The organism is Chloroflexota bacterium (assembly GCA_009840625.1).
Classification (GTDB): domain Bacteria; phylum Chloroflexota; class UBA11872; order UBA11872; family VXNJ01; genus VXNJ01.
Map to the genome: position 1 here is coordinate 256,205 of VXNJ01000001.1, position 22,832 is coordinate 279,036.

Consider the following 22,832-nt stretch of genomic DNA (forward strand, 5'->3'; position numbering starts at 1 on the left):
CGGCCTCACCGGCGATCGTCCGCGCCGACCGCGAGGTCGGGTTCCGTGCGGGCGGGCGACTCAGCCCGGGCATTCCTCCCGCTCGGCGCGGAACCTGGGCATCACTTCCTCGCCGAACCGCCGCAACTGCTCCAAAACGACCGATTCGGGGGTTCCGATCACCGATCCGACGTTGACCTGTTCAAGACCCGGATAGCGCTCCTGGACTGCCGTCAACCTGGCGGCAATCGAATCCGGCGGTCCACACAACCAGGCGCTGGCCAGGATCTGGTCTACTACTTCGGACAGTCCGGATTCTTCGGTCCCCGATCCGCTGGCCAGCGCGGCCAGCTGGTATTTCGGCAGGTCGATCAAACCCGCCGGCGCGAAGACCTTCAGGTATTCCTCCACGAACGGGCGAACCTCTGCCTCCGCTCTTTCTTCGGTGTCGGCCAGATGGGTGTAGAAATTCACGACCAAATCCCCGCCCGGCTCGGTCTTCCTCCCGGCCCGGGCCAGCGAGAGTCTCCACGTCTGGATCAACTCCTCGGCGGCTCCTTCGGCCACCGCCGCACCCCCGCCGATCATGGCTTTGATTCCATTGCGGGCCATAAAGTCGATCCCGCGCTGGCTGGCGCTGACGATCGGTTGGTAACACTCGACCGGAAGGTGCCGCGGCCGCGGCACCAGGGTGATTTCCTCCAGCCGGTATCCGCGGTAGGGCACCCGGGGAGGGACCTGGTAGTTCTTGCCGTGGTGCGAGAACGATGGCTGGTTGAAAGCCTTGAATATGATTTCGACCTGTTCCTCGAACAGTTCGCGGTTCGCGTCCTGGTCGATTAGCGGCGCGCCGAACGTCTCGACTTCGCGGGTGTGGTATCCCCGGCCGACCCCGAAGATGATCCGTCCGTTGGTGAGGATGTCGGCGGTCGCGTAGTCCTCGGCCAGGCGCAGCGGGTGCCAGTTGGGCGTGACATTGAAGGCGCATCCGAATTTGATCCGCTCGGTCAGGTGCGACAGGTGAACCCCCAGCAGCAGGGGGTTGGGTATGCACTCGTGACCTTCGTGTTGAAAGTGGTGCTCGCCCAGCCAGAGGGCGTCGTAACCCAGACGTTGCATCAGCACGGCGATCGATTCGGCCTTGGCAAATACGCCGGCCAGTTGCGCCGAGGAGAGTCGTCGCTGATCGACCGGGGTGCCCGCGAATCCGATGTCGGCGAGGTCGACGTGCCCTATGTAGAGCGACCCGAATTTGCTGATCATCGCCTTCGCGCTGCGTCAATCAAGTAAACGGCCCTGAACCCCATCGTCCGGGATCCCAGGCGTTTGGCCATTGCCAGCGAAGCCGAATTCTGCACCGCGATCTCGGCGGTGAGCGACGATATTCCGTTTCCCCGCATCCAGGAGACTCCCGACGCCAGCGCCCCGCGCAACCCGAACCGACGGCGCAGCCTCGGCGCCGCCCCCAGAAAACCCAGTTCGCGCTCCGGGCCGTCGCCGGCCAGGAAGAAGAGCCCAACCGGTTCGGACCCGTTCAATACCACCAGGCCCAGATAGTCGCCACGGCCCTGCACCGGCCTTCCCCGATGCAAGTCGCTGGCGGTGCGCAGAAGCGCGGTCCGGTCGGCAAGCCCCAGGTCGTCGGGGCCGAACAACTGCCCGAAAAACGCGAGGAACCGCGCAGGCGCCAGGGTGCTGATCGGCGCACACGAGTATCCCGCCGGCCTGGGTCCGAATTCCGGGAGTTTGTCGATCCGAACGATGCGGCGCAGCGCGTCGGCACCCAGCGCCGCGGGATCGACCGATTCCGATCCGGTATCGAGCCGGACGGTCAGGGTGTTTGCGCCCAAGTGGCCGGCAACCGCAAACGCGAGTTCACGGCCCAGATCGGGCAGCAATTTAAAACCGAGGTCGGCCTCGTCTACCGCCGCGACCCCGCAATTTAGGTCGGCCGCCGCGGCCAGCAGCCTGACCAGGGCCGGACCTGAGCCGTCTCCGTCCGCACCCGATCGCCGGCTAGGTCTGGGGGTGCTCATCCTCGGCAGTCGCCGATTGCTCATCCGGGCTCCGGCCCCAACCGCCCCCGCCGGGCGATCGCAGCGAGATCACCTCGCCGGGTTCGAGCATCACGGTTGCTTTGGCTCCGACCTTCTCCCAGCCGCCGGCGCGCAAGACCTGGTCGTCGCCGGGAGCGCCGCTGCCCCCGCCGGCCAATCCCCAGGGGCGGTGGCGGCGACGTTCGCCGAGCAGGGTCACTTCCGTATTGGTGAGCACCTCGATGTCGCGGCGCAGCCCCATTCCGCCGGGATGGGCGCCGTCCCCGCCCGAGCCGGGGCGCAGCGAATAGCGCCGCACCCGCACCGGCAATGCGTGCTCGAGGGCTTCGATCGGTGAGTTCCAGGTGTTGCTCATCGCAACGTGGATGCCGTGCGCACCGGGTCGGTTCGGTCCTCCGCCGCCGCCGCCGCCCATGGTCTCGTAGTACGCGAACGGCGCCGCGCGCTGGTCGTCGTATCCGCCCAGGGTGATGTTGTTCATAGTTCCCTGTCCGGCCGCCGGCACCAGGTCCGGAAGGGCCGGCGCCAGCGCGCCCCAGACGGCATCGACGACTCGCTGCGAGGTTTCGACGTTGCCGCCGGCTACCGGGCGCGGGGACTCCGGATCCAGGAGCGATCGCTTGGGGACCCTGATCGTCACCGATCCGTAGAGTCCGTCGTTGGCCGGCACGTCGTCACCGACTATGCAGCGCAGCACGTAATAGACCGCCGAGCGCGCCACCGAGGCGGGGGCGTTCAGCGAGCCGGTGACCTGCGGGCTGGTCCCGGCAAAGTCGAACCGCATTCCATCCTGGTCAATGTCCACGCGGACGCGGATCGGCAGCGGTTCGGGGGAAATCCCGTCATTGTCCAGGTAGTCGACGAATTCGTACGTCCCTTGCGGCAGGCGGGCGATTCGGGCGCGCGCCAGCCGGGACGAGTAGTCGATGAGTTCCTGCGAGATCGAAATGATTCGTTCGAGTCCGTACCGGGCCGCGATGTCGCCGGTCCGGCGCTCGGCCACCCGGTGCGCCGCCAGCTGGGCGGTTAGGTCCCCGTGCCGCTCGGTCGGGGTGCGCACGTTGGCCACGATCAGGTCCAGCACGCCACGCTCGATCGAACCGGCGCGGACCAGCTTCACCGGCGGGATGATCAGGCCCTCCTGGAATATCTCGCGCGCGATCGCCATCGATCCCGGGCTCATTCCGCCGACGTCGGCGTGGTGGGCGCGGGTTGCCGCGTAACCGAACAAGGTCGGACCATCGTCCGCGTTCACGTAAACCGGCGAAACGGTGGTGATGTCGGGCAGATGGGTGCCGCCGCGATAGGGATCGTTGAGGATCACCAGGTCGCCGGGCGCCGCCTTGTCTTGATCGAAAAGTTCGATCGCGGCGGCAACCGACATCGGCATCGCCCCCAGGTGCACCGGGATGTGCTCGGCCTGGGCGATGATCCGGCCGCGGCGGTCGAACACCGCGCATGAGAAGTCGCGGCGTTCCTTGATATTGGGAGAAAAGGAGGACCGTTGCAGGGTAACGCCCATTTCCTGGGCGATCGAGGCAAACAGCCGCTCGAACAGCGAGATCTGAAATGCGCCGACGGTCCCGCCGGTCTGGGCGCTCACGCGTCGAGCTCGGAAATGAACTTGAGCACGTTGTCCAGGTCGGCGCTAATCGTCGCCAGTTCGGTCCGGCGCTGCTCTACGACCGCCGCCGGTGCCTTGCCCACGAACCCGGGGTTGGCGAGCATCCCCTGCAGACGGCCACGCCGGGCCTGCAGGTCCTTGGCCCGGTCCGCGGCGCGGGCGCGCTCGGCGTCCAGATCGAGCAATTCTTCCAGCGGCAGATAAACCTGGATCCCCTCGGCTGCGACGAAAGCGCAGCGGCGGTCGTGGCGGCGCATGATCGCTCCGCTCTCGGCCACGTCGCCGGACTGGGCCCCGGCAATCTCCAGCTCGGATATCCGCGCCATGCGCTTGATCACCTCGGCTTCGGATTCAATCTCGGCCGCGGCCGGACCGGGCACGATTTCGGCCGGCACCAGCGCTCCCGGATCGATCCTGAAATCCGACCGCACCCGGCGGATCGCTCCGATCGCGGCCTGCAGGGCGGAAACGTTCCCGGCTGTCCGCTCGCGGACCGGGTCGGGCTTGCCGGGCTCGGGCCATGAAGCCACTATCAGGTCGGAGGCGCCCCGGCCGGCCTGCAGATGCCCCCAGAGCGCTTCGGTGACGAACGGCATGTAGGGATGCAGGAGCTTCAACCCGTCCAGGAAGACTTCGCGCAGGACCGCCGCCGCCTGGGCCGCGGCGGCCTTGTCCGGCCCGGCCAGGCGCAGTTTGGCGGCCTCGATGTACCAGTCGCAGAAATCGCGCCAGAGCAGATCGTGAACGGCCTGGCCGGCCTCGCCGAACTGGAAGCGCTCCAGTAGCTGGGAGACCGTCACCACGGTCTGGTCGCGCCGTTCCAGGATCCAGCTGTCGAACGCGGTCGGGGCGGCGCGGGCGGTGCCTGGCGGTTGCTCGGCGGCGATCACGAACCGGGCTGCGTTCCAGAGCTTGTTGGCGAAATTGCGGGCGGCGGTGAGTCGGTCCCAGGAGAGCTTCATATCGTTGCCCGGGCTTGAGCCGGTGGCGATGAGGTAGCGAACCGCGTCGGCGCCAAACTCGCCGATTACCTCGGCCGGATCGTCGCCCGGCTGGGGATCGGACTTTGACACTTTGGACCCGTCGGCTCGGCGCAGCAGGCCGTTCAGGTAAACGTGCCGAAACGGGATTTGATCCAGTAGCTCCAGGCTCAGCATCGCCATCCGGGCCACCCAGAAGAAGATGATGTCGTAGCCGGTTTCCATCACCGTGGTCGGGTGGAAGTAAGCCAGGTCCTCGGTCTCGTCGGGCCAACCCAGGGTGGAAAACGTCCACAGCCCGGAGGAGAACCAGGTGTCGAGCACGTCGCTGTCCTGGCGCAGGTTTCCGCCGCAATCAGGACAGGTCCCGGGATCGTCGGTGGCCACGATTGGTTCCGGGCAGGATTCGCAGTACCAGACCGGGATGCGGTGCCCTACCCAGATCTGGCGCGAAATGCACCAATCGCGGATGTTGTCCATCCAGTGCAGGAACACCTGCGCGAACCGCGGTGGGTGGAACTGGATTTCGCCCGAGCGGACCGCGGCGGCAGCCTTGGCGGCCATCGAGGAGGTGTCCACGAACCATTGCTGCGAGAGCATCGGCTCGATAACCGCTCCCGAGCGCTGGCCGTGGCCGACGGCGTGGCGGTGGGGGCTGCGGCCGGCCAGCAAGCCGTCGCCCTCGAGCCGATCCAGCAGATTGGCGCGGGCCGCTTCGCGGGTCTGGCCGGCGAACGGGCCGGCGTGGTCGTTGAGTCGGCCGTCGAGTTCGAGGATGTTGATCATCGGCAGGTCGTGGCGCTGCCCGATCGCGTAGTCGTTGGGGTCGTGTCCCGGCGTGACCTTGACCGCGCCGGAGCCGAATTCGGGGTCCACGTAGTCATCGGCGACGATTGGTATCGACCGGCCCAGGACCGGCACCAGCGCCTGCTTGCCGACCAGGTCGCGATAGCGTTCGTCGGCGGGATTCACCGCGATCGCGGTATCGCCCAGGATCGTTTCCGGCCGGGTGGTGGCGACCTCCAGGTGGCCGCCTTCGGCGAGCGGATAGCGGACCGTCCAGAGCCAGCCGTCCACCTCCTGGTATTCGACCTCGATGTCCGAGATTGCGGTCTGGTCGACCGGGTCCCAGTTGACCAGGTAGCTGCCGCGGTAGATAAGGCCTTTTTCGTACAGCTGGACGAAAGCGGCGTTAACCGCCCGCGACAATCCGGGGTCCATGGTGAACCGCTCGCGCGACCAATCGCACGAGGCGCCCGCCATGCGCAACTGGGAGCGGATCCGCTGGCCGCTCTGGCGCATCCAGTCCCATAACATTTCCTCGAACGCCGGGCGGCCGATGTCCTCGCGGGACTTGCCCTCGCCCGCCAGCTGATTGACCAGCACCGCGTTGGTGGCGATCGCGGCATGATCGGTGCCTGGCAGCCAGAGGGCCGGCACGCCGCGCATGCGCTGCCAGCGGATCATCAGATCCTGGAAAGTAACGAAGGCAACGTGACCGTAATGCAGCGCGCCGGTCAGATTCGGCGGCGGCATGGCGATCGAATAGGGTTCCCGGTCCGGATCGACCTCGGCCCGGAACGCGCCCGAACCCTCCCAGGCGGCGTAAATCCCCGGCTCGACCGCGGCCGGATCATAGGGGCGCAGCAGCGCTTCCGGCATTGCGCCTTGCGGCGACGAGTCCGGCGCGGGTGAAGCGGCGCTTCTCGTGGTGGTCATGGTTCCTTACGGCGAATCCGGCGCGATTTTATGGGTCGGCATCGGAAGCGGTGCGCAGCACCTGGCCCAGTATCAGCGGTTTCGGCAACGCCGGCTGGGAAGAAAGTTCGAACGCGGCGGCAACAGAATCGGCGACCACGCCCCCGCTGGCATCGGAAACGAACGCCTCCGCGAGAAGGTCGCCGGCGGCAATCCTGTCGCCGCGGCCCGCGCAGATCCTTACTCCGACGCCGTGATCGACGCTCGCGTCTTTTGCCAGCCGTCCGCCGCCCAGGGACCGGACCACCTCTCCGATCATCCGAGCGTCGATTCCGGACACGAACCCGTCGGCGGCTGACCGGACTTCGATCCGCCGGCGTCGGGAGTGGGGAGGGTGGGCCTGGAATTTGGCCAGGTCCCCGCCCTGGGCCTCGATCATCGCCGCGAATTTTTCCCGCGCCGCACCCGACTCAAGCGCCCGGCCGGCGGCTTCGCGGGCGGCGCGCGGGGCCGGTCGCGCCCCGGAGTCGCGCAGGAGTCCGGCCACGATGGTGAGGGCGAGCTCCACTACGTCGGCCGGGCCCCCGCCGGAGAGGACTTCCAGGGCCTCGGCCACTTCCAGCGAATTCCCGACCGCGCGCCCCAGCGGGTGGTCCATGGATGAGACGTACGCGCGAACCGCCACGCCGGCGGCCGAACCGATTTCGGCCATCAGCTCGGCCAGGGCGAAGGCGTCGTCGTAATCGGCCATGAAAGCGCCGCGGCCGCACTTGACGTCGAGCGCCAGGGTCGGTGCCCCGCCAGCCAGCTTTTTGCCCATTACTGACGCCGCGATGAGGGGGATCGAATCTATGGTGGCGGTCACGTCGCGCAGCGCGTAAAGGATTGCGTCGGCGGGCGCGATCGCTTCGCTCTGGGCCGCGATCACCAGGCCGTGTTCGGCTACCTGCCCGCGCAATTGCGCCTCGTCCAGACCTACCCGCAGTCCGGGAATCGACTCAAGTTTGTCGAGCGTTCCCCCGGTTATGCCCAGTCCGCGTCCCGAGAGTTTGGGCACCGCCAGGCCGCAGGCCGCCGCCAGCGGCACCGCCACCAGCGATATCTTGTCGCCGACCCCGCCGGTTGAGTGCTTGTCCACGACCCGAACGCCCGGCAGCGGCCAGTCGAGGCGGGCCCCGGAATCGGCTATGGCCTCGGCCAGGATTGCCGTCTCTTGCCCGTCCAGACCCTTGAAGCAGACCGCCATCGCCCAGGCGGCGGCCTGGTAATCGGCCACCGCGCCGCTGACCAGTCCTTTGACGAAGCTCTCGATCTGGTCGGCCGGATGTCGCGCGCCCGATTTCTTGGCGGCGATGAAGGTTGCGGGGTCGAACACGGCTGGTGCCTATTTCGGGACCTGATCGGTACGGCCGCACTCGAGCCGGGAATGGCGGCGAAATTTGGGATTCGGCTGGCGGCACTGCAATGATCGCCTGCCTCAAACGCCGGCAGCGCGGTGCGATCCGGCTGCCGGAGGCCCGACGGGCTTGCGGTCCGCGGGCACGGGGCAGACCGTATCCGCGTGCCGGACCGCCTTAGTGGGGACGACCGGCGATGCCGCGCGCCGCCCATATTGACCGGATGCCCGGCGGCGCCGGACCGGGTTGAATTCGCGATTGCCGCCGTCGGGAAAATGAAGAGGCAATCATGCAGCATTTCGAACCGGGCCACCTAAAGTCGCCTTACGTCGTGTTGCGCAGGCGTTCGAGAGGGCCGAGCCGAACAGGTGAACAGCGAGTCAGACGTCCTGGCGCTCGCCCAGACCATTTACGAATTGGGCGGAATTGAATTCGGCAGCTTCACCCTGGGCCGCTCTACCGTCGATTCGCCGGTCTACATCAATCCGAAGGTGTTGTGCTCGAATCCGGAAGCACTGCGCGCCGCGGCCCACGTGATGCTTGAGGAAATCCGCTCGCGGCAGCAGCTCCGCCGACCCCAGTGTGGACCTTTCGACCTGATCGCCGGCGTCCCGCTCGGCGGTCTCAATCTGGCCACCGCGATGTCGCTGGAAAGCGGAACGCCGCTCATATACGTGAATCCCGCACCATCCGGCAGTTCGCGAATTGAAGGCCGCTACCTGCCCGGCCAGACGGTCCTGATAGTCGACGACCTGGTCACCTCAGGGGGTTCCATATCGGCGACCGCGCTGGCGCTGCGGTCGGTAGACCTTCGGGTCACCGACGCAGCGGTGCTGATCGACCGGGAACGCGACCGCGACACGCGGCGTGGCGGCGCCGAAGTGAACCTGTTCAGCATCCTGCACCTGCGTCGGATCCTGAACTACTACATGTCGCGCGGCTGGATCTCGGAGGACAACTACCAGCGGTCGCAAAACTACCTGCGGGCCGGCGGGGCAGACTGACGGCAACCGGTTTTTGTCAACAATTTCTAAAATAAATCTGCCCGCCTCCGGCTTCGCGGCTTCATGCGGTGGGCGGGACCACCTAGCAGTAAGGGTCAACACGTGCCATCGGTAGGGCCGCTCGAGCTCCTCATAATCCTTGCGATCGTCCTGGTCGTATTCGGGGTCGGCAAGATCTCGGGAATCGGCGGGGCGCTTGGCCGTAGCATCCGCGAATTCCGCGAAGAGGCCCGGCCCGAGGAAAACGAGGCAGAGGGCGAGGAATCGGGCGACATGGCCGCCAGCGCCGACGCCTCGGACGCGGCGTCAGCCGAATCCAGCGAGAGTAAGTCCGCAAACTAGCCGTCTCCGGCCCGACCGGGGCCGGTCCCCGGCCCCGGTCAGACTGCGCTCTGCTCCAGTTTGGGAGCAAAACTTCCCGGATAGAGGAATTGGCGCCAGCCCGGCTCTTCGCGGCCGGCGGCCTTGAGCTGGACCATCCGGTGCATCGATATCAGCGGTCGCTGCGGCCTACGCCGCAGCCGCATTCCGGCTTGACTGAGAGTCTTGCCCCCCTTGCGCAGATTGCAGCGCCGGCAACTGGTCACCAGGTTTTCCCAGGTGCCCGGACCGCCCAACCGCTTGGGCAATACGTGGTCGACGGTGAATTCGGCCTCACGCGCGCCGCAGTACTGGCAGGTATGGTCATCGCGGGCGAAGAGTTCACGCCGGCCCAGCTTGGCGCCCGGCGGAGGGCGACGAACGTAATAGCGCATCCGGATTACCGAGGGGCGCGCCAGGGAGCTTTCAAACAGCCGGAATCGCTGCCGGTGTTCGGACACGAGGTCGGCCTTGCCGCGGCCCACAAGCACGAACGCGCGCCGGTCGGAACAAATGTTCAGCGGCTGGTAGTCCTGATTGAGAACCAGGGTTTGCATGCGGCAAGCCTCCCGGCGGGATTATCCGCTAATGCCCGGAGGGTTCACGGTTGACCGGGCAATCCGCCTCCGGACCGCCGGGCGAGGTTTCCGCCCCGCGTATTACCCGGCGTTTGCGGTTCGACAAGGCCGGCCCGGCCCGCTACCTGCCGCACAACGATCTGATTACCGCGTTGGTGCGCGCCTTGCGCCGGATCAACGCCCCGCTGGCCTACAGCCAGGGCTTTTCCCCCAAGCCGCGCCTGCGGTTCGGACCGCCGCTCCCGGTGGGTCACTGCGGCCGCGGCGAGTTGGTCGACATCGAGTTTTCCGAACCGGGTCCGGCAGACCTGGTCGCCCTGCTGGACCGGGCCTGCCCCGACGGGATAAGCATCGTGGCCGAGGATCGGTCGGTCGCGGGACGGCGATCTCCCATGGCGGCCGCCCGGAGTTACCGGTACCAGGTCCTGCTTGCCGATCCGGCGCCCGATTTGGCACCGTCCGTCCGGGGGTTCATGGAGCTCGAATCAGCTCCTGCCACGGTCCGGCGCGGCCCCGGCAGGGTGCGCGAGATCGACGTGCGCAAAGCGGTGCGAGATCTTTCCGCCAAGGGCCCGGATGAATTCGAGGTCGAAATCGCAATCGGGGAGGGAACCCTCTGCCGGCCCGAGGACGTGGCCGATGCGCTGGGGGTCGGCGGCAACTCGTTCACCCGCGTTAACGTCAAGTACGAGTTCTAGGAGGCCGCGCCGTGAACCCCTCGCAGCTGGCTACGGCCCTGGCCGACCGCCCGCTCACCGCGCGGCCGATCACCGAGCGCGCCGCAGGCGCCGGTACCTATCTGGCCGAGGACGAAAAAGGCCAGCGCTGGGCCCTCAAGCTTTACGGCCCGGACCACACCGCCTACCGCACCGAACGCGAGACGCTGCAGCAACTGGAGCGCTTCGACGCGCCGACCCCGCGGGTGGTGGGCGCCGACGAGGATGCGCCGGCGCTGCTGCTGAGCTGGCACGGAGACCGGACGCTGGATCAGGTCATCAGCGCGCGCGGCGACGACCCCCTGATCGAACTCGGCCTGCGGGCTTTGATCGCGGTGGAGCTGGTGTTTGCCCAGATCTCGGGACCGCGCGAGGAATCGGATCAGATCATGGTCGATCACCTGCGCCGCCGCGACGAGGAGGACCTGCTCCGCAACGCCCGCGCCTGCCGCCTGGTCAATCCCGACCTGGACGATGCCGAAGACCTTCTGCGTCCCATCTACGAAATCGCCTGGCAGGGTTCCTGGAACTACGGCTCATTGGACTGCTCGGCCAGCAACCTGGTGACCGACGGCGAATCGGTGACCGTGATCGACTTTTCAGTCCTGGGCGCCGAGTGGGTGGAGCGAAGGCTTGCTTCCTATCTGATCGCCAGCGGGGCCCGCGGGGCCGGTCAGGAGTACGTCTGCGCGATAACCGGCGAATTGGTGTTGACCCTCATCGACCTGTTCGATTTCTTGGGCGGTGGCGGCTACCGGCCCGAACTGATCGGGATCCACCGGTTCCTGGCGCTGTTGGCGCTGCTCGAACGGCTCGATCGCGCCCGGGCCGACGGAGCCGAAATCAGCCAGCGGCGCTGGCAATCGGTCGTGACAGCGCTCGCCGAACCGGTGGCCCGGCCCGAGGAGTTGAGCGAGCTGGCCCACGAGATGGAGCTGGACCGGCGCTGAGCCTTCCACCTCCGGCGAATGCGGCATGTGCGGCGTCGCTAAACCAGCGGCACCAGTTTCGATTCGAGCATCTTGCGGTCACGGGTTAACAACGGCACGCCGTGAACCAGGCTTGTCGCGGCGATGATTTCATCCGCCGGGTCGCTGCGGAAATCAAGCCTCGTGGATGCGCACGCGACTTCCCAATCGATTGGCCATACGTGCAAACGGGCCATCGCCCGCAAAAACTCGGGGCGATTCAAGTCCAGATGGACTCGTCCGAGTTGGTGCAATTTGGCCAACTCCCAATTCACGATTGCCGAAATCGACCACGGGTTTCGTGCAAGAACGCGCCGCTCCGACGCGGTTAACTTGCCTTCGAAAGCGTGTACCAACATGTGCGTGTCAAGGTTTACCATCTGCGTCCCAGGCGATTCCGGTCGTGTAAATGTCACCCTTGACCTCTATCCGGCCGCTAAGGCAGCCAATCAGATCCGCATCACGGTTGCCGATGGGAATCACCTTGGCCACCGGTTTTCCGTGCTTGGTCACGATAAGGCCGTCAGCGTCAATCTGGTCTAGCAATGCCAGGCATTGGGCCTTGAATTTCGCCGCGCCGATCGTCTTCATCTCTACTCTCATCCAAAAGATTAAGTGACCAGATTATATGACTAGTCCTTTTTATTGACTAATGCGTTGAGAGTTTGGACCCGGTCCTCAGCGTCCAATCAAACGAATCGGCGCCTTGGTAATCCACCGAAAAGCGCAGGCCATACGGGATCGGTCGGGCCACCCGATTTCGACGTCGGGACCGGCAACCGCATAGGCATCCGGGGTCAACTGCCAGTTCAGGGCCCAGACCGGTTGAATCGGCCCGACTGCCAATTGATCTTTCCGATTCGGGGGCTGATCGGTCACTGCTCAGTCGCCTTCAGTGCCGCATGCTCAAGGCCGGCAGTTTGATGTCGAACCGGCTGTGGGGGTCGGTTTCTGACGTCATTGCGGCATTGGTCGCGGGGGTCAGGTGGGGTTTGCTGAGGTATGGCATTCGCCCGGGAGATCAATGCGAGACCCGAGTTATTGGAGGCGCGTTTACACCGCTTGCAAAAGGTACGAGAATGAAACAATTACGCGTCCGAATAATTGATTTCCGCCAGACGGGAGCCGCCAATGTCCCAGCCGCCGATCGAGCGCCCGTTCCGTCCCCGGGCCCGCGACGTCACCGTCGACGGCGTGCCGTGGATCGCCCGCATGTCCGACAAGGCGAAGGCATTCGCCGGTGGGTACATCGACGAGTACATCTACCCCTGCCCCATCGACCGACGGGTGTTGGCCCAGCTGCAGCTGTCTTCCGAGGACTTCATCCAGCTGGCGGTCGAGGCCGAGAGCGACGAGCAGCTGGCCGAGGATGTCCGCTCGCACGTTGCCGAACTGCGCAAGGCGCAGGTAGCCTAAGTCCAATTGGCCGCGCTCCAGCGCGGCGAACCACTCCCCGGCGGGCCCACCTATACTGGCTTGGCCCGCTAGCTCAACAGGCAGAGCAACTGACTCTTAATCAGTAGGTTCAGGGTTCGATTCCCTGGCGGGTCACCGCCGCGCGATGTTGCGGCGGGGGATCCCAAGCTAGCGGCAGTAGCGATCGTGTCCGCGGTACCCGCAGTTGCGCACGCGAAATACCCCCGCCTCCCCCATGGTCACGTACAGATCGCCAAGATCTGCGCCGCCGAAGCACAGATTGGTCGGAAATCCGGGCGGGGTCGGCTGGGTTTCGAGCACGCGGCCGCTGGAGTCGAATACGTAGATCATCGGGCCCGGCCCGTTGACCGACCAACCGGCCGCGGCCATGACGTGACCTTCTGAGGTCAGCGTGAGACCATCGGCCCCGCGCGAGGGAAAGAAATTGTGCAGCACCCTGAACGGGCCCAATGAACCGTCCTCGCCGACCGGGTATGCGCGCAGTTCGCGGGCCGCGCCTTCGCCGTAGTCGCTCTGCACGACGTAAAGCGTTTTCTCGTCCGCGGAAAACAACAGCCCGTTGGGCCGGGTGGTGTCGAAAGTTGCCCTCGTAAGCGTGCCCGATTCCGGGTCCAGGCGGTACACCGATTCATGATCGAGTTCCATGTCGGCGCGGTGTTCGCCGTAACGCGGGTCGGTGAACCAGATGCGGCCCTTGGAGTCCTCGGTCACGTCGTTGGGTGAATTAAGGCGGTCGCCGCCAAAACTCTCGGCCAGTACTTCTCGCCGCCCGTCGCGCAGCCGCGACAGACGCCGAGCCGCCACCTCGCAACAGTAGAGGTCGCCGCCAGTCGAATAAAGCAATCCATTGGTCAGATTCGTGCCCTGGAAGAAACGCGCCACCTGACCGGTCGCGGGGTCGAAGGAGATGATCCGGTGGTTGTACATGTCGGTGAACAGCACCAGATCGCCGGTCCATTGCGGGCCCTCGGTAAACGAATACTCCCCGCCAATTCGTTCAAAATGCCAATCCGCCACGCGTAGTTGCTCCCGTGGGTCGTTGTTGCCGCGGCGCCATTCCCGCAGTCCAAGCCAAATCCACGATAGTTTGAAGGCGCGTCGCCGGAAGTCGCGCGTCTACCCGGATAATGTGGGTCCTCAGATCACCAACGGTTTGCCATGGCCGCCCGTCGCAAGAATTCTCCGGCTTCCAAGTTCAGGATCCGCCGCTGGCGCGAAAGCCGCGCCAAGCGCTCGGCACGATCCGCGGAGATCGTTAGCCGGCTGCACACCGACTACCCTGACGCCAATTGCGCACTTACCTATTCCAGTCCCTGGGAGCTGTTGGTCGCCACTATCCTCTCGGCCCAGTGCACCGACGAAAGGGTCAACGCCGAAACGCCGGCCCTTTTTGCCCGGTTCCCCAGCCCGCAGAGCTTCGCCGAGGCTGATATTGCCGAAATCGAGGAGCTCGTGCGCCGCACCGGCTTTTTCCGCAACAAAGCCCGCGCAATCAAGGAATCCGCGGTAGCGCTCGTCGAGGAATTCGACGGTCAGCTGCCCCGGTCCATGGAAGAACTGCTCACCCTGCGCGGCGTGGCGCGCAAAACCGCCAACGTGGTGCTGGGGACCGCGTTCGGGATCGCGGCGGGGGTGGTCGTGGACACGCACGTGAGCCGGCTGTCGCAGCGCTTGGGATTAACCGCCAAATCCGATGCGCCGGGAATCGAAAAAGACCTCATGGCGCTGGTCGATCAATCCGAATGGGTGTTTTTCGGGCACTCGCTGATCCTGCACGGGCGCTCGGTCTGCAAGGCGCGCCGGGCGCTGTGCGGCGAATGCTCGCTCGCCGATATCTGCCCCTCGGCGCTACCCGACTAGAAATCGCCGCCGGAGGAAGTTCCGGCCCGGGTCGGGATCCTGAACCAGACCCACCAGGCGCCGAATCCGGCCACTGCCAGGCCGGCCAGTGCCAGCGGGGCCGGCGGGCGGGCGAGGGTGATAGAAATCGTGATTGAAATTGCGATGGCGGCAATGATCGCCAGCTTCCCGGCCCGCGGCAGGGTCGGATCGTCGTACCAGGCCTGCAGCCTGGGTCCGAACAGGCGGTTTTCAAGCAGCCAACGGTGCAGGACCGGGCAGCTGCGCACGAACGCCCAGGCCGCCAATATCACGAAGATCGTGGTCGGCAGGCCAGGCACGACCAGCCCGATCGCCCCCAGCGACAAGCACAGCACGCCGAAGGCCATCAGCAGGTAGCGCCGCGCGCGTTCACCCAGTTGCTGGCGCATCAGCCCGCCCCGGGCCCCAGGTGCACCTGTTGCCGGCCCCGCCGGGAGGTGCGGTATACGAGGCCGCGGGCTTCCAGGTCGAGCTTTATCGAGGTCACGTACCAGTTGAGCGAAGCTCCGTCCCACAGTCTGGTCTGGAGCGATTCGGCGCAGGCGTCGGCCAGATCGGCGAACGCGATCCCTTGCCCGCAATCGCCCAGCCTGCGCAGCATCGCGCCCTTCAGGTCGTAGTAGCGCGGGGCGCTAATCCTAACCGGTTTGGTGCCCGGTTTCGGATTCAGAATCGGGACCCGCTGCTCGGTATTGCGGCCTGGCAGAACCGCCGCTCCTACATAAGATCGATTGCCGCGAGTTGATTTTAGGTGCCTGATGCCGGCGGCGGCCGGCGGGCCACCTCCTGGAAGGAAAAACGATGGGAATTCTGGAGCGGTTTTCGCTGGCCGGCAAGAAATCGCTGGTTACCGGAGGAGGTACCGGCATCGGGCGGGCCATCGCCACCGGGCTGGCCGAAGCGGGTGCCGACGTGGCCCTGGTCGGGCGCCGGCCGGAACCGCTCGAGGAGACGGCGGCGAAGGTCCGTGCCATCGGGCGCAGAACCCTGGTGCTGCCGGCCGACGTGCGCAACCAGGAAGAGGTCGACCGTTTCATCGATGCGATCGTGGCCGCCTGGGGCAGGCTTGACGTTGCGGTCAACAATGCCGGGATCGGGGCCCACATGGACACTTTGGACGCATCGGAGTCGGCCTGGGACGAGATGATCGACACCAACCTCAAAGGCCCGTTCCTGTGCATGCAGGCCGAAGCGCGGGTAATGATCGCGGCCGGCGGCGGGAAGATCATCAACAACGCCTCGATGTCGGGCAGCATCGTCAACCGTCCGCAGTGGCAGGCGCCCTACAACACCTCCAAGGCAGGCTTGATCCACCTGACGCGTTCGGTGGCCGCGGAATGGATTCCGCATGGCGTTTATGTCAACGCGCTCAGTCCGGGTTACATCGTCACCGAGATGGCCGACAACCCCCACATTCGTGAAAACCTGCAGCCGACCTGGTTGCGCGACACTCCGATCGGCCGAATGGGGACGGTCGAGGACCTGCAGGGGGCGGTTATCTACCTGGCCTCGGACGCATCGAACTTCACGGTTGGGCTGGACATGATCGTCGACGGCGGGTTCACCATCTTCTAGACCAGGCCTACCTAGTCCGGAAAGAATTGAGGCGGGCGTCAGCCCGCCCCCACCAGCGAAGCGAGCGAACTGATGGCGACCGAAACCCGTTCTACGGAACCTCCGGCCGAACTTGACCGGATGCTGAGCGAGAACCAGGCAGGTCTGCCCGGCCGCATGCAGTCCCCAATCAACGTGGTCATCGTCGGCGCCGGATCGCACTTTACGCCCAAGCTCGCCGCCGACATCCTCGCCATTCCCGGCTCGGCCGGCGGGCAACTGCGACTGTGCGATATCGACGAAAACCGCCTTGGAACCATGGCCGCTGTCGTCGAGACCCTGGTCGCCATAACCAGCAACACTGAACGCTGGTCGGTATCGGCCAGCACCGATCGCAACGATCTGCTGCCCGGCGCCGACTGGGTGGTGATCACCATCGAGGTCTCGGGGCTGGAGACGATCGGGTTCGACAACGACATCCCCGAGCGCTACGGGGTCGACCAGTGCATCGGCGACACGATCGGCCCGGGCGGACTATTCAAGTGCTTTCGGACCCTGCCCGCGTTCATTCAGATCCTCGCGGACTGCGAGCGCAGCTGCCCGGAGGCGATCGTCCTCAACTACACCAACCCGATGGGAATGCTCTGTCTGGCCGCCGCGCTGAATTCGAGCATGCGGGTCGTCGGTCTGTGCCATTCAGTCCAGAGCACCTCCCGGCTCCTGGCCGCACGCGCCGGCGTCGACTACGACGAGATGGACTGGGAGTGCGCCGGGATCAACCACCTGGCCTGGTTCACACGGCTCGAGCATCGGGGACGCGACCTGTACCCGCAGCTGCGGGAACAGGCCCGCGTTGACCTGGCCACCGCCGAACCCGGCGACGGCTCACAGGACCTGGTCCGCAAGGACATGATGCTGCATTTCGGAGCTTTCATTACCGAAAGCTCCGGCCATCTCTCCGAGTACTTGCCCTGGTACCGCAAGCGGGCTGAGACCCGCGCCCGATTCATGCGCTCCGGTTACCACGGACAGAGCGGTTTCCTGCTCAGTATGTGGCCGGAACGCCGGCGGGCCGACGAGGCCGAACGCCGCGCGATGGCCCGCGGCGAGGCCGATCTGAGCACCAGCCGGACCTACGAATACGCCTCCTGGATCATCGAGGCGGTCGGCAAAAACGCCCCGTTCGTGTTCCACGGCAACATCCCCAACAACTGGGGAGGGGCCGGCCCCCTGATTACGAACCTGCCCGCCGACGGGATAGTCGAACTGGCCTGCGTGGCCGACGGGCGCGGCGTCACTCCCACCGCTGTCGGAGCCCTGCCACCGCAGATGGCGGCCGTCTGCCGCAGCAACATGAGCGTGATCGAACTGGGCGCCCTGGCCGGTCTGGGGCGCGACCGCCAGCTCGCCCGTCAGGCCCTTATGCTCGACCCGCTGACCGCCGCAGTCTGCACGCTGGATGAGATCGAATCAATGACCGACGAGCTGTTTTCGGCCGAGGCCGACTACCTACCGGGTTGGTGACGGGTCGGCGGGTCGCTCAGCCGATCGCGTACGCCAAGGTGGTCAGCAGCGCGGCCCCGGCGCCAGTGCCGGCAAGCAGTTTCAGGGACCGCAGCCGCAAAGCGCGCCTGAACGCCGGCGAATCGTGCCCGACGACGTCCCCGGCAACCGCCGGGTCAACCTTGCCGATGAAGTCGAACCCCACGCAGATCTGGTAATGGGCCTGGCCGATCCCCATCAACCCGAGCCAAAGGGGTACCTGCAGCGACAGGCGCCAGAGTTGGTCCAACCCGAATGCCAACATCAGCGCCCAGGCGACGATCGACAACTGAATCAGCACCACGCCGAAGATCAATCGTTGGCGGCGTTCACCGGGGCCAATATTGCAAACCAGCCCGCGGTAACGGTATTGAGACTCCATCCCCTAGCCCTTCAACAGCTTCACGGCGGCGCGCAAGCGTGAACTGACGCGCCCCGACCCCAGTACCGCCATTGTTGCAAAGAGCGGCGGAGTCGCGCGCGAACCGGTAATGGCCATCCGGATCGGCATGAATAAAATGCCGGCCTTCCAGCCCAGCTCTTCGGCCAATCCGCGCAAGAACTCCTCGGTCAGCGTTTGATCAGCAACATCGTTTTGTTCGGTCCAGTCGGCAACCTTCGCCAGGGCATCCGCGCTCGCCTGCGGCGACTGGCGCCGGGCCACGAGGAACTTCGGGTCGGGATCGACTTGGTCGCGGAAGAAGAACGAAATGACACCGGGCAAATCGGATAGGCGCCGGATTCGCTCCTGCTCCAGGGCCAGCGCGGACTCGAAATACTCGCGGGCGGGACGCTTCACCGGCTCAGATCCAAACTCGCCACCGGGAGTCCCATTCGGCGGTTCGAAATAACCGCAACCTTCGAGATACTCCCACGCCCGCCGGCTCAACTCGGAAATCGGCAGGCCGCGCACGTAATTGCCATTGAACCAGTCGAGGCGCTCCTGGTCGAAGATGGCGTTGGCGCGATTTATTCGCCCGGCGGAAAACTCGGAGACCAATTCAGAAAGCGAGAAGAACTCGCGCTCGTCCCCGGGGTTCCAGCCCAGCAGGGCTATGAAGTTGTTTACCGCCTCAGGCAGGTAGCCCTGATCACGGTACTCCTGGATCGAGACGGACCCGTCGCGCTTGGAGAGTTTCTGGCGCTTTGCGTTCAACGTCAGCGGGATGTGGCCGAATCGCGGACAATCCCAGCCCAGCGCTTCGTACATCACGACCTGCTTGAAGGTATTCGAGATGTGGTCGGCGCCGCGCAGAACGTGCGTGATCGCCATGTCGTGGTCGTCGGCCACAACCGCGAAGTTGTACACGGGGGAGCCGTCCGAGCGGGCCACGATGAAATCGCCCCACAGGCCGGCATCCTCGCGCAACCCGCCCAGGACCAGGTCATCAAACTCCACGTTTCGGGCCGCAACCTTGAAGCGGTAACTGGCCGGTTCGCCGGCGCTGAGTCTGGATTCGACCTCGGATTCGGGAAGGTTCCGGCAGCGTCCGGAATAGCGCGGCGGGAGTTTTGCGCGCTGGGCCGCCTTGCGCTCCTCGGCCAGCTGATCGCGACTGCAGAAGCAGCGGTAGACGTGACCGCGGTCGATCAGGCGTTGCAGGTGGTGCCGGTGCAGCTCGAGCCGTTCGCTCTGCCGGTATGGGCCGAATTGGCCGCCGACGTCAGGGCCCTCGTCCCAGTCCAAGCCCAGCCAGGCCAGGCCCGAATAAATCGCCCGCTCGTACTCGGGACGATTGCGGTCGCGGGCCGTGTCTTCGACCCGCAGCACGAACGATCCGCCGCTCTGCCGCGCCAACAGCCAGTTGTAAAGCGCGGTGCGGGCCGTTCCCACATGGATCGATCCGGTCGGGCTGGGCGCGATTCGAAAGCGCCGCGCCCCGGGTTCAGCGGCCATCCCGGTCCCTGTCGAGTTGGCCCCGGGCGTCGGCCAGGAGCACCCCCAGCGGCAAAGCACCCACCTGGAACCGGCCGTCGTTTATCCCGCTCAGGACCGCCTCCAACGGGATCCATTCGGTCTGCAGGATCTCGGATCGGTCGCGGTCGTGCCCGACGTATTCCAAACCGCGGGCGCGGAAGAACTCGAGCCGCAGCCGAGTCAAAGCCGGAATGGGATGAATCGCCCCGTAGGAATCGGCCGACAGCGCGGCATACCCGGTCTCTTCACGCAACTCGCGCAACGCGGCGGCCCGCGGTTCTTCGTCCGGTCCGATCGATCCCATCGGAAGGTCGCAGACCACCTCTTTGAGCGGGTGGCGGTATTCGCGCACCGTCAGGATTCGGCCGTCATCGTCCTGGGCAAGCACCGCGACCGCGCGGGCGCGGCTGGCGAGGTACGTGTAGGTGTGCCGGCGACCATCCAGATCGGCAGCGATCTCGTCCTCGAAAACCGGAAACCTGCCCTGCCAAGCAACGCGCGAGGAGAGCGTCATCCAGCCCAGCTTTTGGGCGTTCTCGGGCTGCCGGCGTTTGCGCGACACTGAGGCCCGCCCTAAGGCGCCATCAATGTCGGGTCGCCCGAATTGGCGTCGTCAGGCGATTTGCTCCGGAGTGATCAACTGTCCCCTGACCACCGGGGCCGCGGGCCCGAAGGCGGCGAAGTCGCGGAAGTTGGGTACCAGTTGATTGCGGAGCGAGTCCCCCAGCAAGGTCAGCTCCACGATTCCTTGGGCGGACAGCTGGAATATCGCGGCCTGGAAGTATTGCCGCACAAAACCGGGAGTTTTCCCTTCAAAAAGGGTTCCAGGGGCACCGGTGTCAGTCCGCCCAGCGGTCTTGGGGTATCCGAAACTTTCGACGCCGCCCAGTTCGATGAAGAAGTCCAGGAATCCGGTCCGGGTGCCATCCGGGGCGAAATTCGAAACGTAGTGATTGAAACCGCCGAAATTGACCGCGCCTGCCGAAGGCGGCGTGGTTGGCGCCGGTTCGACTTTTTGATCGATGCTTCCTCCGAGCCCGCCGCCGAAGTAGTCCCAGGCGAGGCGACGCTCGACCAGCCAGATCCCGCCCAGGTCGGGGCGGCGGTGGAAGTCGATCACGCCGCGCTGGAAGAACTGCGTCAGCGTGCCCTGCTCGATCTCCAGCACCTCCGATGTGGCGTAGCCCCAGCGCTTGAGCTGCCCGGTCCGGTTGTAGTAACCGAGGAATTCGGCATCCAGCGCCTGACCGCCAACGCTGACCTGCAGATCGGAGATGTTGTGGTCGAGGTCCGGGTTGTCGGAAGTGGTGCTGCGCGCGGTTTCGGTGACGCGGACGATTTCAAAGATCGAACGGGCGGGCGCCGGTGGGGTTACGACGCTGCCATCCTCGGTAACTGTGAGGCGGGCAATTCCGTGAATGGAGGTCAGGTCGAGCGCGGTGTTGCTTTCACCAAAAAGAATGGTGAAGGTGTCGTTGCGATCATTCGCGTCCTTCGGAACGGCGAACCCGAGCAGGTAATCACCGTCTTCTTCAATCTGCGAGGCCTCCGGCGCATAGCAGGGGGCCGGGCAATCGGCATCAAGGTCCTCGTAAACGCCCGTATCCCCGCCCAGCGACCGGAAAAGGACCGCGCTGTCCTGGAAACCGGTGACCCCGACCACCAGGGTGCCGCCTTCGGTGGCGTTGTACCGAGATTCCTCGAAGCCGTATGCGGGGTCGTCGTTCGGATCATCATGGGCGTCCAGGCGGATCGCTTGGCGCGGTCCAACGCTGGCGCGGAAAGCATTCGAGATGTTGCGTAATTCAAATCCGCCGCCGCGTGGCCCAGGGTTATCGGTCACGTCGATAAGCGCCACGTCGGGCGCGTCGCGATCCGAACCGGCCCCTTCAAATACTCCGGCCGGTAGCGAACGCAGTTCGTTGCCGGTAAGGTCCAGTTCCTCAAGCATGGTGAGCCCCGAGAAATCTCCGCGCTGCAGTTCCTCGATCTCCGAATCCGAGAGGTCAATCGAGGTGACTTCTTCCAGGTCGTGGGCGCTGATTTCGTCGCAGGCCTTGGAAAGGTCTTCCACCAGCAGGTCGCGGACCGGCCGCGATCTGTCGCAGACCTCTATGGCCGGGGCGTCGTCGTCGTTGATCTGCAGACGTGCATCGTCGTTGCCGCGCGAGATGGCACGCTCGATTTCGTCGAAGTAGTCGCCGGCGTCGCCGCTGTGACTGAGGCCAAGGTCCAAATCGCCGTCTGCGGGGAGGTCGTCGTAAACGGCTACTGCCGACAGGTCAACGCTTACCCGTTCCGGCCTTTCGATGACAAAGTCGTCCGGGATCAGGAACGGTACGGCGTAGAGAGTTCGTACGGAGTCTTCGGAATTGACCAGAAAGAAGACTTGCTTGTCATCTCCCTCCAACTCGATCGCGAGCTTAAGCACTAGGTAGTAACCGTCTTCGCCGGCGTCGGCTGTGCCGGTGATCGTGTCGTCCCAGTCCGTGAACTGCTCCGGAATCGTGTTCCACTGGAATCCGAACCAGGCGACCTGGCCCTCGACACCGGCAAACGGTTCACCCACGAATCCGTTGGTCGCGACGTCCGAGCCGTCCAACAGGAACGTCAGGCCGACGAATCCGCCGCTGTGGTTGCCGCTGAGGCGGGTGCCGGCTGCGTCCACGCCGAAGCGGTTGTATGTCGGGGTTCCGTGCGAATCCAGCGCCGCGCTTACGTCAAGGTCTGAAACCCCCAGCCCGCTGCCGCGCAGGTCTACGCGCGATCCGCGCACGTAGCCGTCAAGCTCACCTTTTCCCGGCGCGAACTCCGCGCCGACGAATGGCTCAACGTCGAGATCCCCCGACCATGGGTCAGCAGAACCGCTGGCGAGAACGCCTTCGTCGCACTGGAAGAATTCGAATTCAAGATGGGCCAGCAGCGCCTTGCGCATCGTGTTTGAGTAGTCGCATATCCCTTCATCGTTTGCGCCGAGCGCGTGCACGGTTAAGCGGTCGGTGGCGACGAAAAGCGCGGCCGCGGCCAGCGCCGCCAGCAGCAATAGCGCCGGAAAAATGAAAACGGCGCGTGGTCTAAAGGGCGTTGCGGGCAATGGCAGGAGGGCCTGGATCTGAGTTTTTACTTGCTAACATTTTCT

The 22,832-nt window shown here is 65.4% G+C and carries 23 protein-coding genes and 1 tRNA gene; 9 read left to right on the plus strand and 15 right to left on the minus strand.

Annotated elements, in window-relative coordinates; genetic code table 11:
- Nucleotides 1–60 precede the first annotated feature (60 nt).
- From F4X41_01065 to F4X41_01085, 5 genes are read right to left on the minus strand one after another with little or no spacing between them, the layout of a single operon-like run.
- Entirely contained in the window at nt 61–1,242 is a 1,182-nt protein-coding gene (locus tag F4X41_01065) for an LLM class flavin-dependent oxidoreductase (protein MYB15618.1), read from the minus strand.
- Nucleotides 1,239–2,015 carry a hypothetical protein gene (locus tag F4X41_01070; protein ID MYB15619.1) on the minus strand — a complete coding sequence of 259 codons (777 nt, stop codon included), beginning with the start codon at nt 2,013–2,015 and terminating at the stop codon, nt 1,239–1,241. The genes F4X41_01065 and F4X41_01070 overlap by 4 nt, the downstream gene beginning before the upstream one ends.
- Nucleotides 1,996–3,639, minus strand: a complete 1,644-nt coding sequence (locus F4X41_01075; GenBank protein MYB15620.1) for a hydantoinase B/oxoprolinase family protein — start codon at nt 3,637–3,639, stop codon at nt 1,996–1,998. The genes F4X41_01070 and F4X41_01075 overlap by 20 nt, the downstream gene beginning before the upstream one ends.
- A complete protein-coding gene (locus F4X41_01080; protein MYB15621.1) occupies nt 3,636–6,359 on the minus strand; it encodes a valine--tRNA ligase in 2,724 nt (907 codons plus the stop codon). Before F4X41_01080 ends, F4X41_01075 begins: the two co-directional genes overlap by 4 nt.
- Nucleotides 6,360–6,387: 28 nt before the next feature.
- Nucleotides 6,388–7,713, minus strand: a complete 1,326-nt coding sequence (locus F4X41_01085) for a thymidine phosphorylase (protein ID MYB15622.1) — start codon at nt 7,711–7,713, stop codon at nt 6,388–6,390.
- 390 nt (nt 7,714–8,103) lie between these two features.
- Here F4X41_01085 and F4X41_01090 point away from each other — a divergent pair, with 390 nt between their 5' ends.
- Together F4X41_01090 and F4X41_01095 are read left to right on the plus strand one after the other, a co-directional pair.
- Nucleotides 8,104–8,739, plus strand: coding sequence for a phosphoribosyltransferase (locus tag F4X41_01090; GenBank protein MYB15623.1), 636 nt, complete (start codon nt 8,104–8,106; stop codon nt 8,737–8,739).
- Between the two features lie 102 nt (nt 8,740–8,841).
- Nucleotides 8,842–9,081 carry a twin-arginine translocase TatA/TatE family subunit gene (locus F4X41_01095; protein MYB15624.1) on the plus strand — a complete coding sequence of 80 codons (240 nt, stop codon included), beginning with the start codon at nt 8,842–8,844 and terminating at the stop codon, nt 9,079–9,081.
- A gap of 38 nt (nt 9,082–9,119) precedes the next feature.
- On the opposite strand, the gene F4X41_01100 is transcribed toward F4X41_01095, so the two are convergent.
- Nucleotides 9,120–9,656: an HNH endonuclease gene (locus F4X41_01100; protein ID MYB15625.1), complete on the minus strand. Its 537-nt coding sequence runs from the start codon at nt 9,654–9,656 to the stop codon at nt 9,120–9,122.
- 50 nt (nt 9,657–9,706) lie between these two features.
- Here F4X41_01100 and F4X41_01105 point away from each other — a divergent pair, with 50 nt between their 5' ends.
- Both F4X41_01105 and F4X41_01110 read left to right on the plus strand, forming a co-directional pair.
- A complete protein-coding gene (locus tag F4X41_01105) occupies nt 9,707–10,375 on the plus strand; it encodes a DUF2344 domain-containing protein (GenBank protein MYB15626.1) in 669 nt (222 codons plus the stop codon).
- Nucleotides 10,376–10,386: 11 nt separating this feature from the next.
- Nucleotides 10,387–11,343 (plus strand): phosphotransferase, encoded by a 957-nt coding sequence (locus F4X41_01110; GenBank protein MYB15627.1) that lies wholly within the window; start codon nt 10,387–10,389, stop codon nt 11,341–11,343.
- Between the two features lie 38 nt (nt 11,344–11,381).
- Here F4X41_01110 and F4X41_01115 read toward each other — a convergent pair whose 3' ends face one another.
- Nucleotides 11,382–11,741, minus strand: a complete 360-nt coding sequence (locus F4X41_01115) for a type II toxin-antitoxin system VapC family toxin (protein ID MYB15628.1) — start codon at nt 11,739–11,741, stop codon at nt 11,382–11,384.
- The gene (locus tag F4X41_01120) at nt 11,728–11,952 is read right to left on the minus strand and encodes a type II toxin-antitoxin system Phd/YefM family antitoxin (protein MYB15629.1); all 225 of its coding nucleotides are present in this window, start codon (nt 11,950–11,952) and stop codon (nt 11,728–11,730) included. The genes F4X41_01115 and F4X41_01120 overlap by 14 nt, the downstream gene beginning before the upstream one ends.
- Before the next feature lie 540 nt (nt 11,953–12,492).
- On the opposite strand from F4X41_01120, the gene F4X41_01125 reads away from it, so the two are divergent.
- Nucleotides 12,493–12,777: a DUF5069 domain-containing protein gene (locus F4X41_01125; GenBank protein MYB15630.1), complete on the plus strand. Its 285-nt coding sequence runs from the start codon at nt 12,493–12,495 to the stop codon at nt 12,775–12,777.
- A 62-nt stretch (nt 12,778–12,839) separates the two neighbouring features.
- Nucleotides 12,840–12,912 (plus strand) — tRNA-Lys (locus tag F4X41_01130).
- Nucleotides 12,913–12,945: 33 nt separating this feature from the next.
- Here F4X41_01130 and F4X41_01135 read toward each other — a convergent pair.
- Nucleotides 12,946–13,875 carry an SMP-30/gluconolactonase/LRE family protein gene (locus F4X41_01135; GenBank protein MYB15631.1) on the minus strand — a complete coding sequence of 310 codons (930 nt, stop codon included), beginning with the start codon at nt 13,873–13,875 and terminating at the stop codon, nt 12,946–12,948.
- Between the two features lie 81 nt (nt 13,876–13,956).
- Between F4X41_01135 and nth the strand changes: the two genes are divergently transcribed.
- Complete coding sequence (gene nth / locus F4X41_01140; GenBank protein ID MYB15632.1) at nt 13,957–14,658, plus strand: endonuclease III; 702 nt, start codon at nt 13,957–13,959, stop codon at nt 14,656–14,658.
- Here nth and F4X41_01145 read toward each other — a convergent pair.
- Both F4X41_01145 and F4X41_01150 read right to left on the minus strand, forming a co-directional pair.
- A complete protein-coding gene (locus F4X41_01145) occupies nt 14,655–15,068 on the minus strand; it encodes a DUF454 domain-containing protein (protein ID MYB15633.1) in 414 nt (137 codons plus the stop codon). The genes nth and F4X41_01145 overlap by 4 nt on opposite strands.
- On the minus strand, nt 15,068–15,280 hold the full coding sequence (locus tag F4X41_01150; protein ID MYB15634.1) for a hypothetical protein: 213 nt from the start codon (nt 15,278–15,280) through the stop codon (nt 15,068–15,070). The genes F4X41_01145 and F4X41_01150 overlap by 1 nt, the downstream gene beginning before the upstream one ends.
- A 200-nt stretch (nt 15,281–15,480) precedes the next feature.
- On the opposite strand from F4X41_01150, the gene F4X41_01155 reads away from it, so the two are divergent.
- Both F4X41_01155 and F4X41_01160 read left to right on the plus strand, forming a co-directional pair.
- Nucleotides 15,481–16,254 carry an SDR family oxidoreductase gene (locus tag F4X41_01155; GenBank protein ID MYB15635.1) on the plus strand — a complete coding sequence of 258 codons (774 nt, stop codon included), beginning with the start codon at nt 15,481–15,483 and terminating at the stop codon, nt 16,252–16,254.
- Between the two features lie 156 nt (nt 16,255–16,410).
- Nucleotides 16,411–17,757 carry an alpha-glucosidase/alpha-galactosidase gene (locus F4X41_01160; protein MYB15636.1) on the plus strand — a complete coding sequence of 449 codons (1,347 nt, stop codon included), beginning with the start codon at nt 16,411–16,413 and terminating at the stop codon, nt 17,755–17,757.
- Nucleotides 17,758–17,773: 16 nt separating this feature from the next.
- Here the strand turns inward: F4X41_01160 and F4X41_01165 are convergent, their stop codons facing one another.
- The 4 genes from F4X41_01165 to F4X41_01180 all read right to left on the minus strand — a co-directional run bounded on the left by F4X41_01165 (nt 17,774) and on the right by F4X41_01180 (nt 22,787).
- Complete coding sequence (locus F4X41_01165) at nt 17,774–18,076, minus strand: hypothetical protein (GenBank protein MYB15637.1); 303 nt, start codon at nt 18,074–18,076, stop codon at nt 17,774–17,776.
- An 84-nt stretch (nt 18,077–18,160) separates the two neighbouring features.
- Nucleotides 18,161–19,672 carry a glutamate--tRNA ligase gene (locus F4X41_01170; GenBank protein MYB15638.1) on the minus strand — a complete coding sequence of 504 codons (1,512 nt, stop codon included), beginning with the start codon at nt 19,670–19,672 and terminating at the stop codon, nt 18,161–18,163.
- Nucleotides 19,662–20,255: an NUDIX hydrolase gene (locus F4X41_01175; protein ID MYB15639.1), complete on the minus strand. Its 594-nt coding sequence runs from the start codon at nt 20,253–20,255 to the stop codon at nt 19,662–19,664. Before F4X41_01175 ends, F4X41_01170 begins: the two co-directional genes overlap by 11 nt.
- Nucleotides 20,256–20,306: 51 nt before the next feature.
- On the minus strand, nt 20,307–22,787 hold the full coding sequence (locus F4X41_01180) for a leucine-rich repeat domain-containing protein (GenBank protein ID MYB15640.1): 2,481 nt from the start codon (nt 22,785–22,787) through the stop codon (nt 20,307–20,309).
- Between the last annotated feature and the right edge of the window lie 45 nt (nt 22,788–22,832).

Coding starts and splice junctions, on each gene's coding strand:
- F4X41_01065 (MYB15618.1), bottom strand. CDS start 1,242: ATGATCAGCAAATTCGGGTCGCTCTACATAGGGCACGTCGACCTCGCC.
- F4X41_01070 (MYB15619.1), bottom strand. CDS start 2,015: ATGAGCACCCCCAGACCTAGCCGGCGATCGGGTGCGGACGGAGACGGC.
- F4X41_01080 (MYB15621.1), bottom strand. CDS start 6,359: ATGACCACCACGAGAAGCGCCGCTTCACCCGCGCCGGACTCGTCGCCG.
- F4X41_01100 (MYB15625.1), bottom strand. CDS start 9,656: ATGCAAACCCTGGTTCTCAATCAGGACTACCAGCCGCTGAACATTTGT.
- F4X41_01115 (MYB15628.1), bottom strand. CDS start 11,741: ATGGTAAACCTTGACACGCACATGTTGGTACACGCTTTCGAAGGCAAG.
- F4X41_01120 (MYB15629.1), bottom strand. CDS start 11,952: ATGAAGACGATCGGCGCGGCGAAATTCAAGGCCCAATGCCTGGCATTG.
- F4X41_01125 (MYB15630.1), top strand. CDS start 12,493: ATGTCCCAGCCGCCGATCGAGCGCCCGTTCCGTCCCCGGGCCCGCGAC.
- nth (MYB15632.1), top strand. CDS start 13,957: ATGGCCGCCCGTCGCAAGAATTCTCCGGCTTCCAAGTTCAGGATCCGC.
- F4X41_01145 (MYB15633.1), bottom strand. CDS start 15,068: ATGCGCCAGCAACTGGGTGAACGCGCGCGGCGCTACCTGCTGATGGCC.
- F4X41_01150 (MYB15634.1), bottom strand. CDS start 15,280: ATGCTGCGCAGGCTGGGCGATTGCGGGCAAGGGATCGCGTTCGCCGAT.
- F4X41_01155 (MYB15635.1), top strand. CDS start 15,481: ATGGGAATTCTGGAGCGGTTTTCGCTGGCCGGCAAGAAATCGCTGGTT.
- F4X41_01160 (MYB15636.1), top strand. CDS start 16,411: ATGCAGTCCCCAATCAACGTGGTCATCGTCGGCGCCGGATCGCACTTT.
- F4X41_01170 (MYB15638.1), bottom strand. CDS start 19,672: ATGGCCGCTGAACCCGGGGCGCGGCGCTTTCGAATCGCGCCCAGCCCG.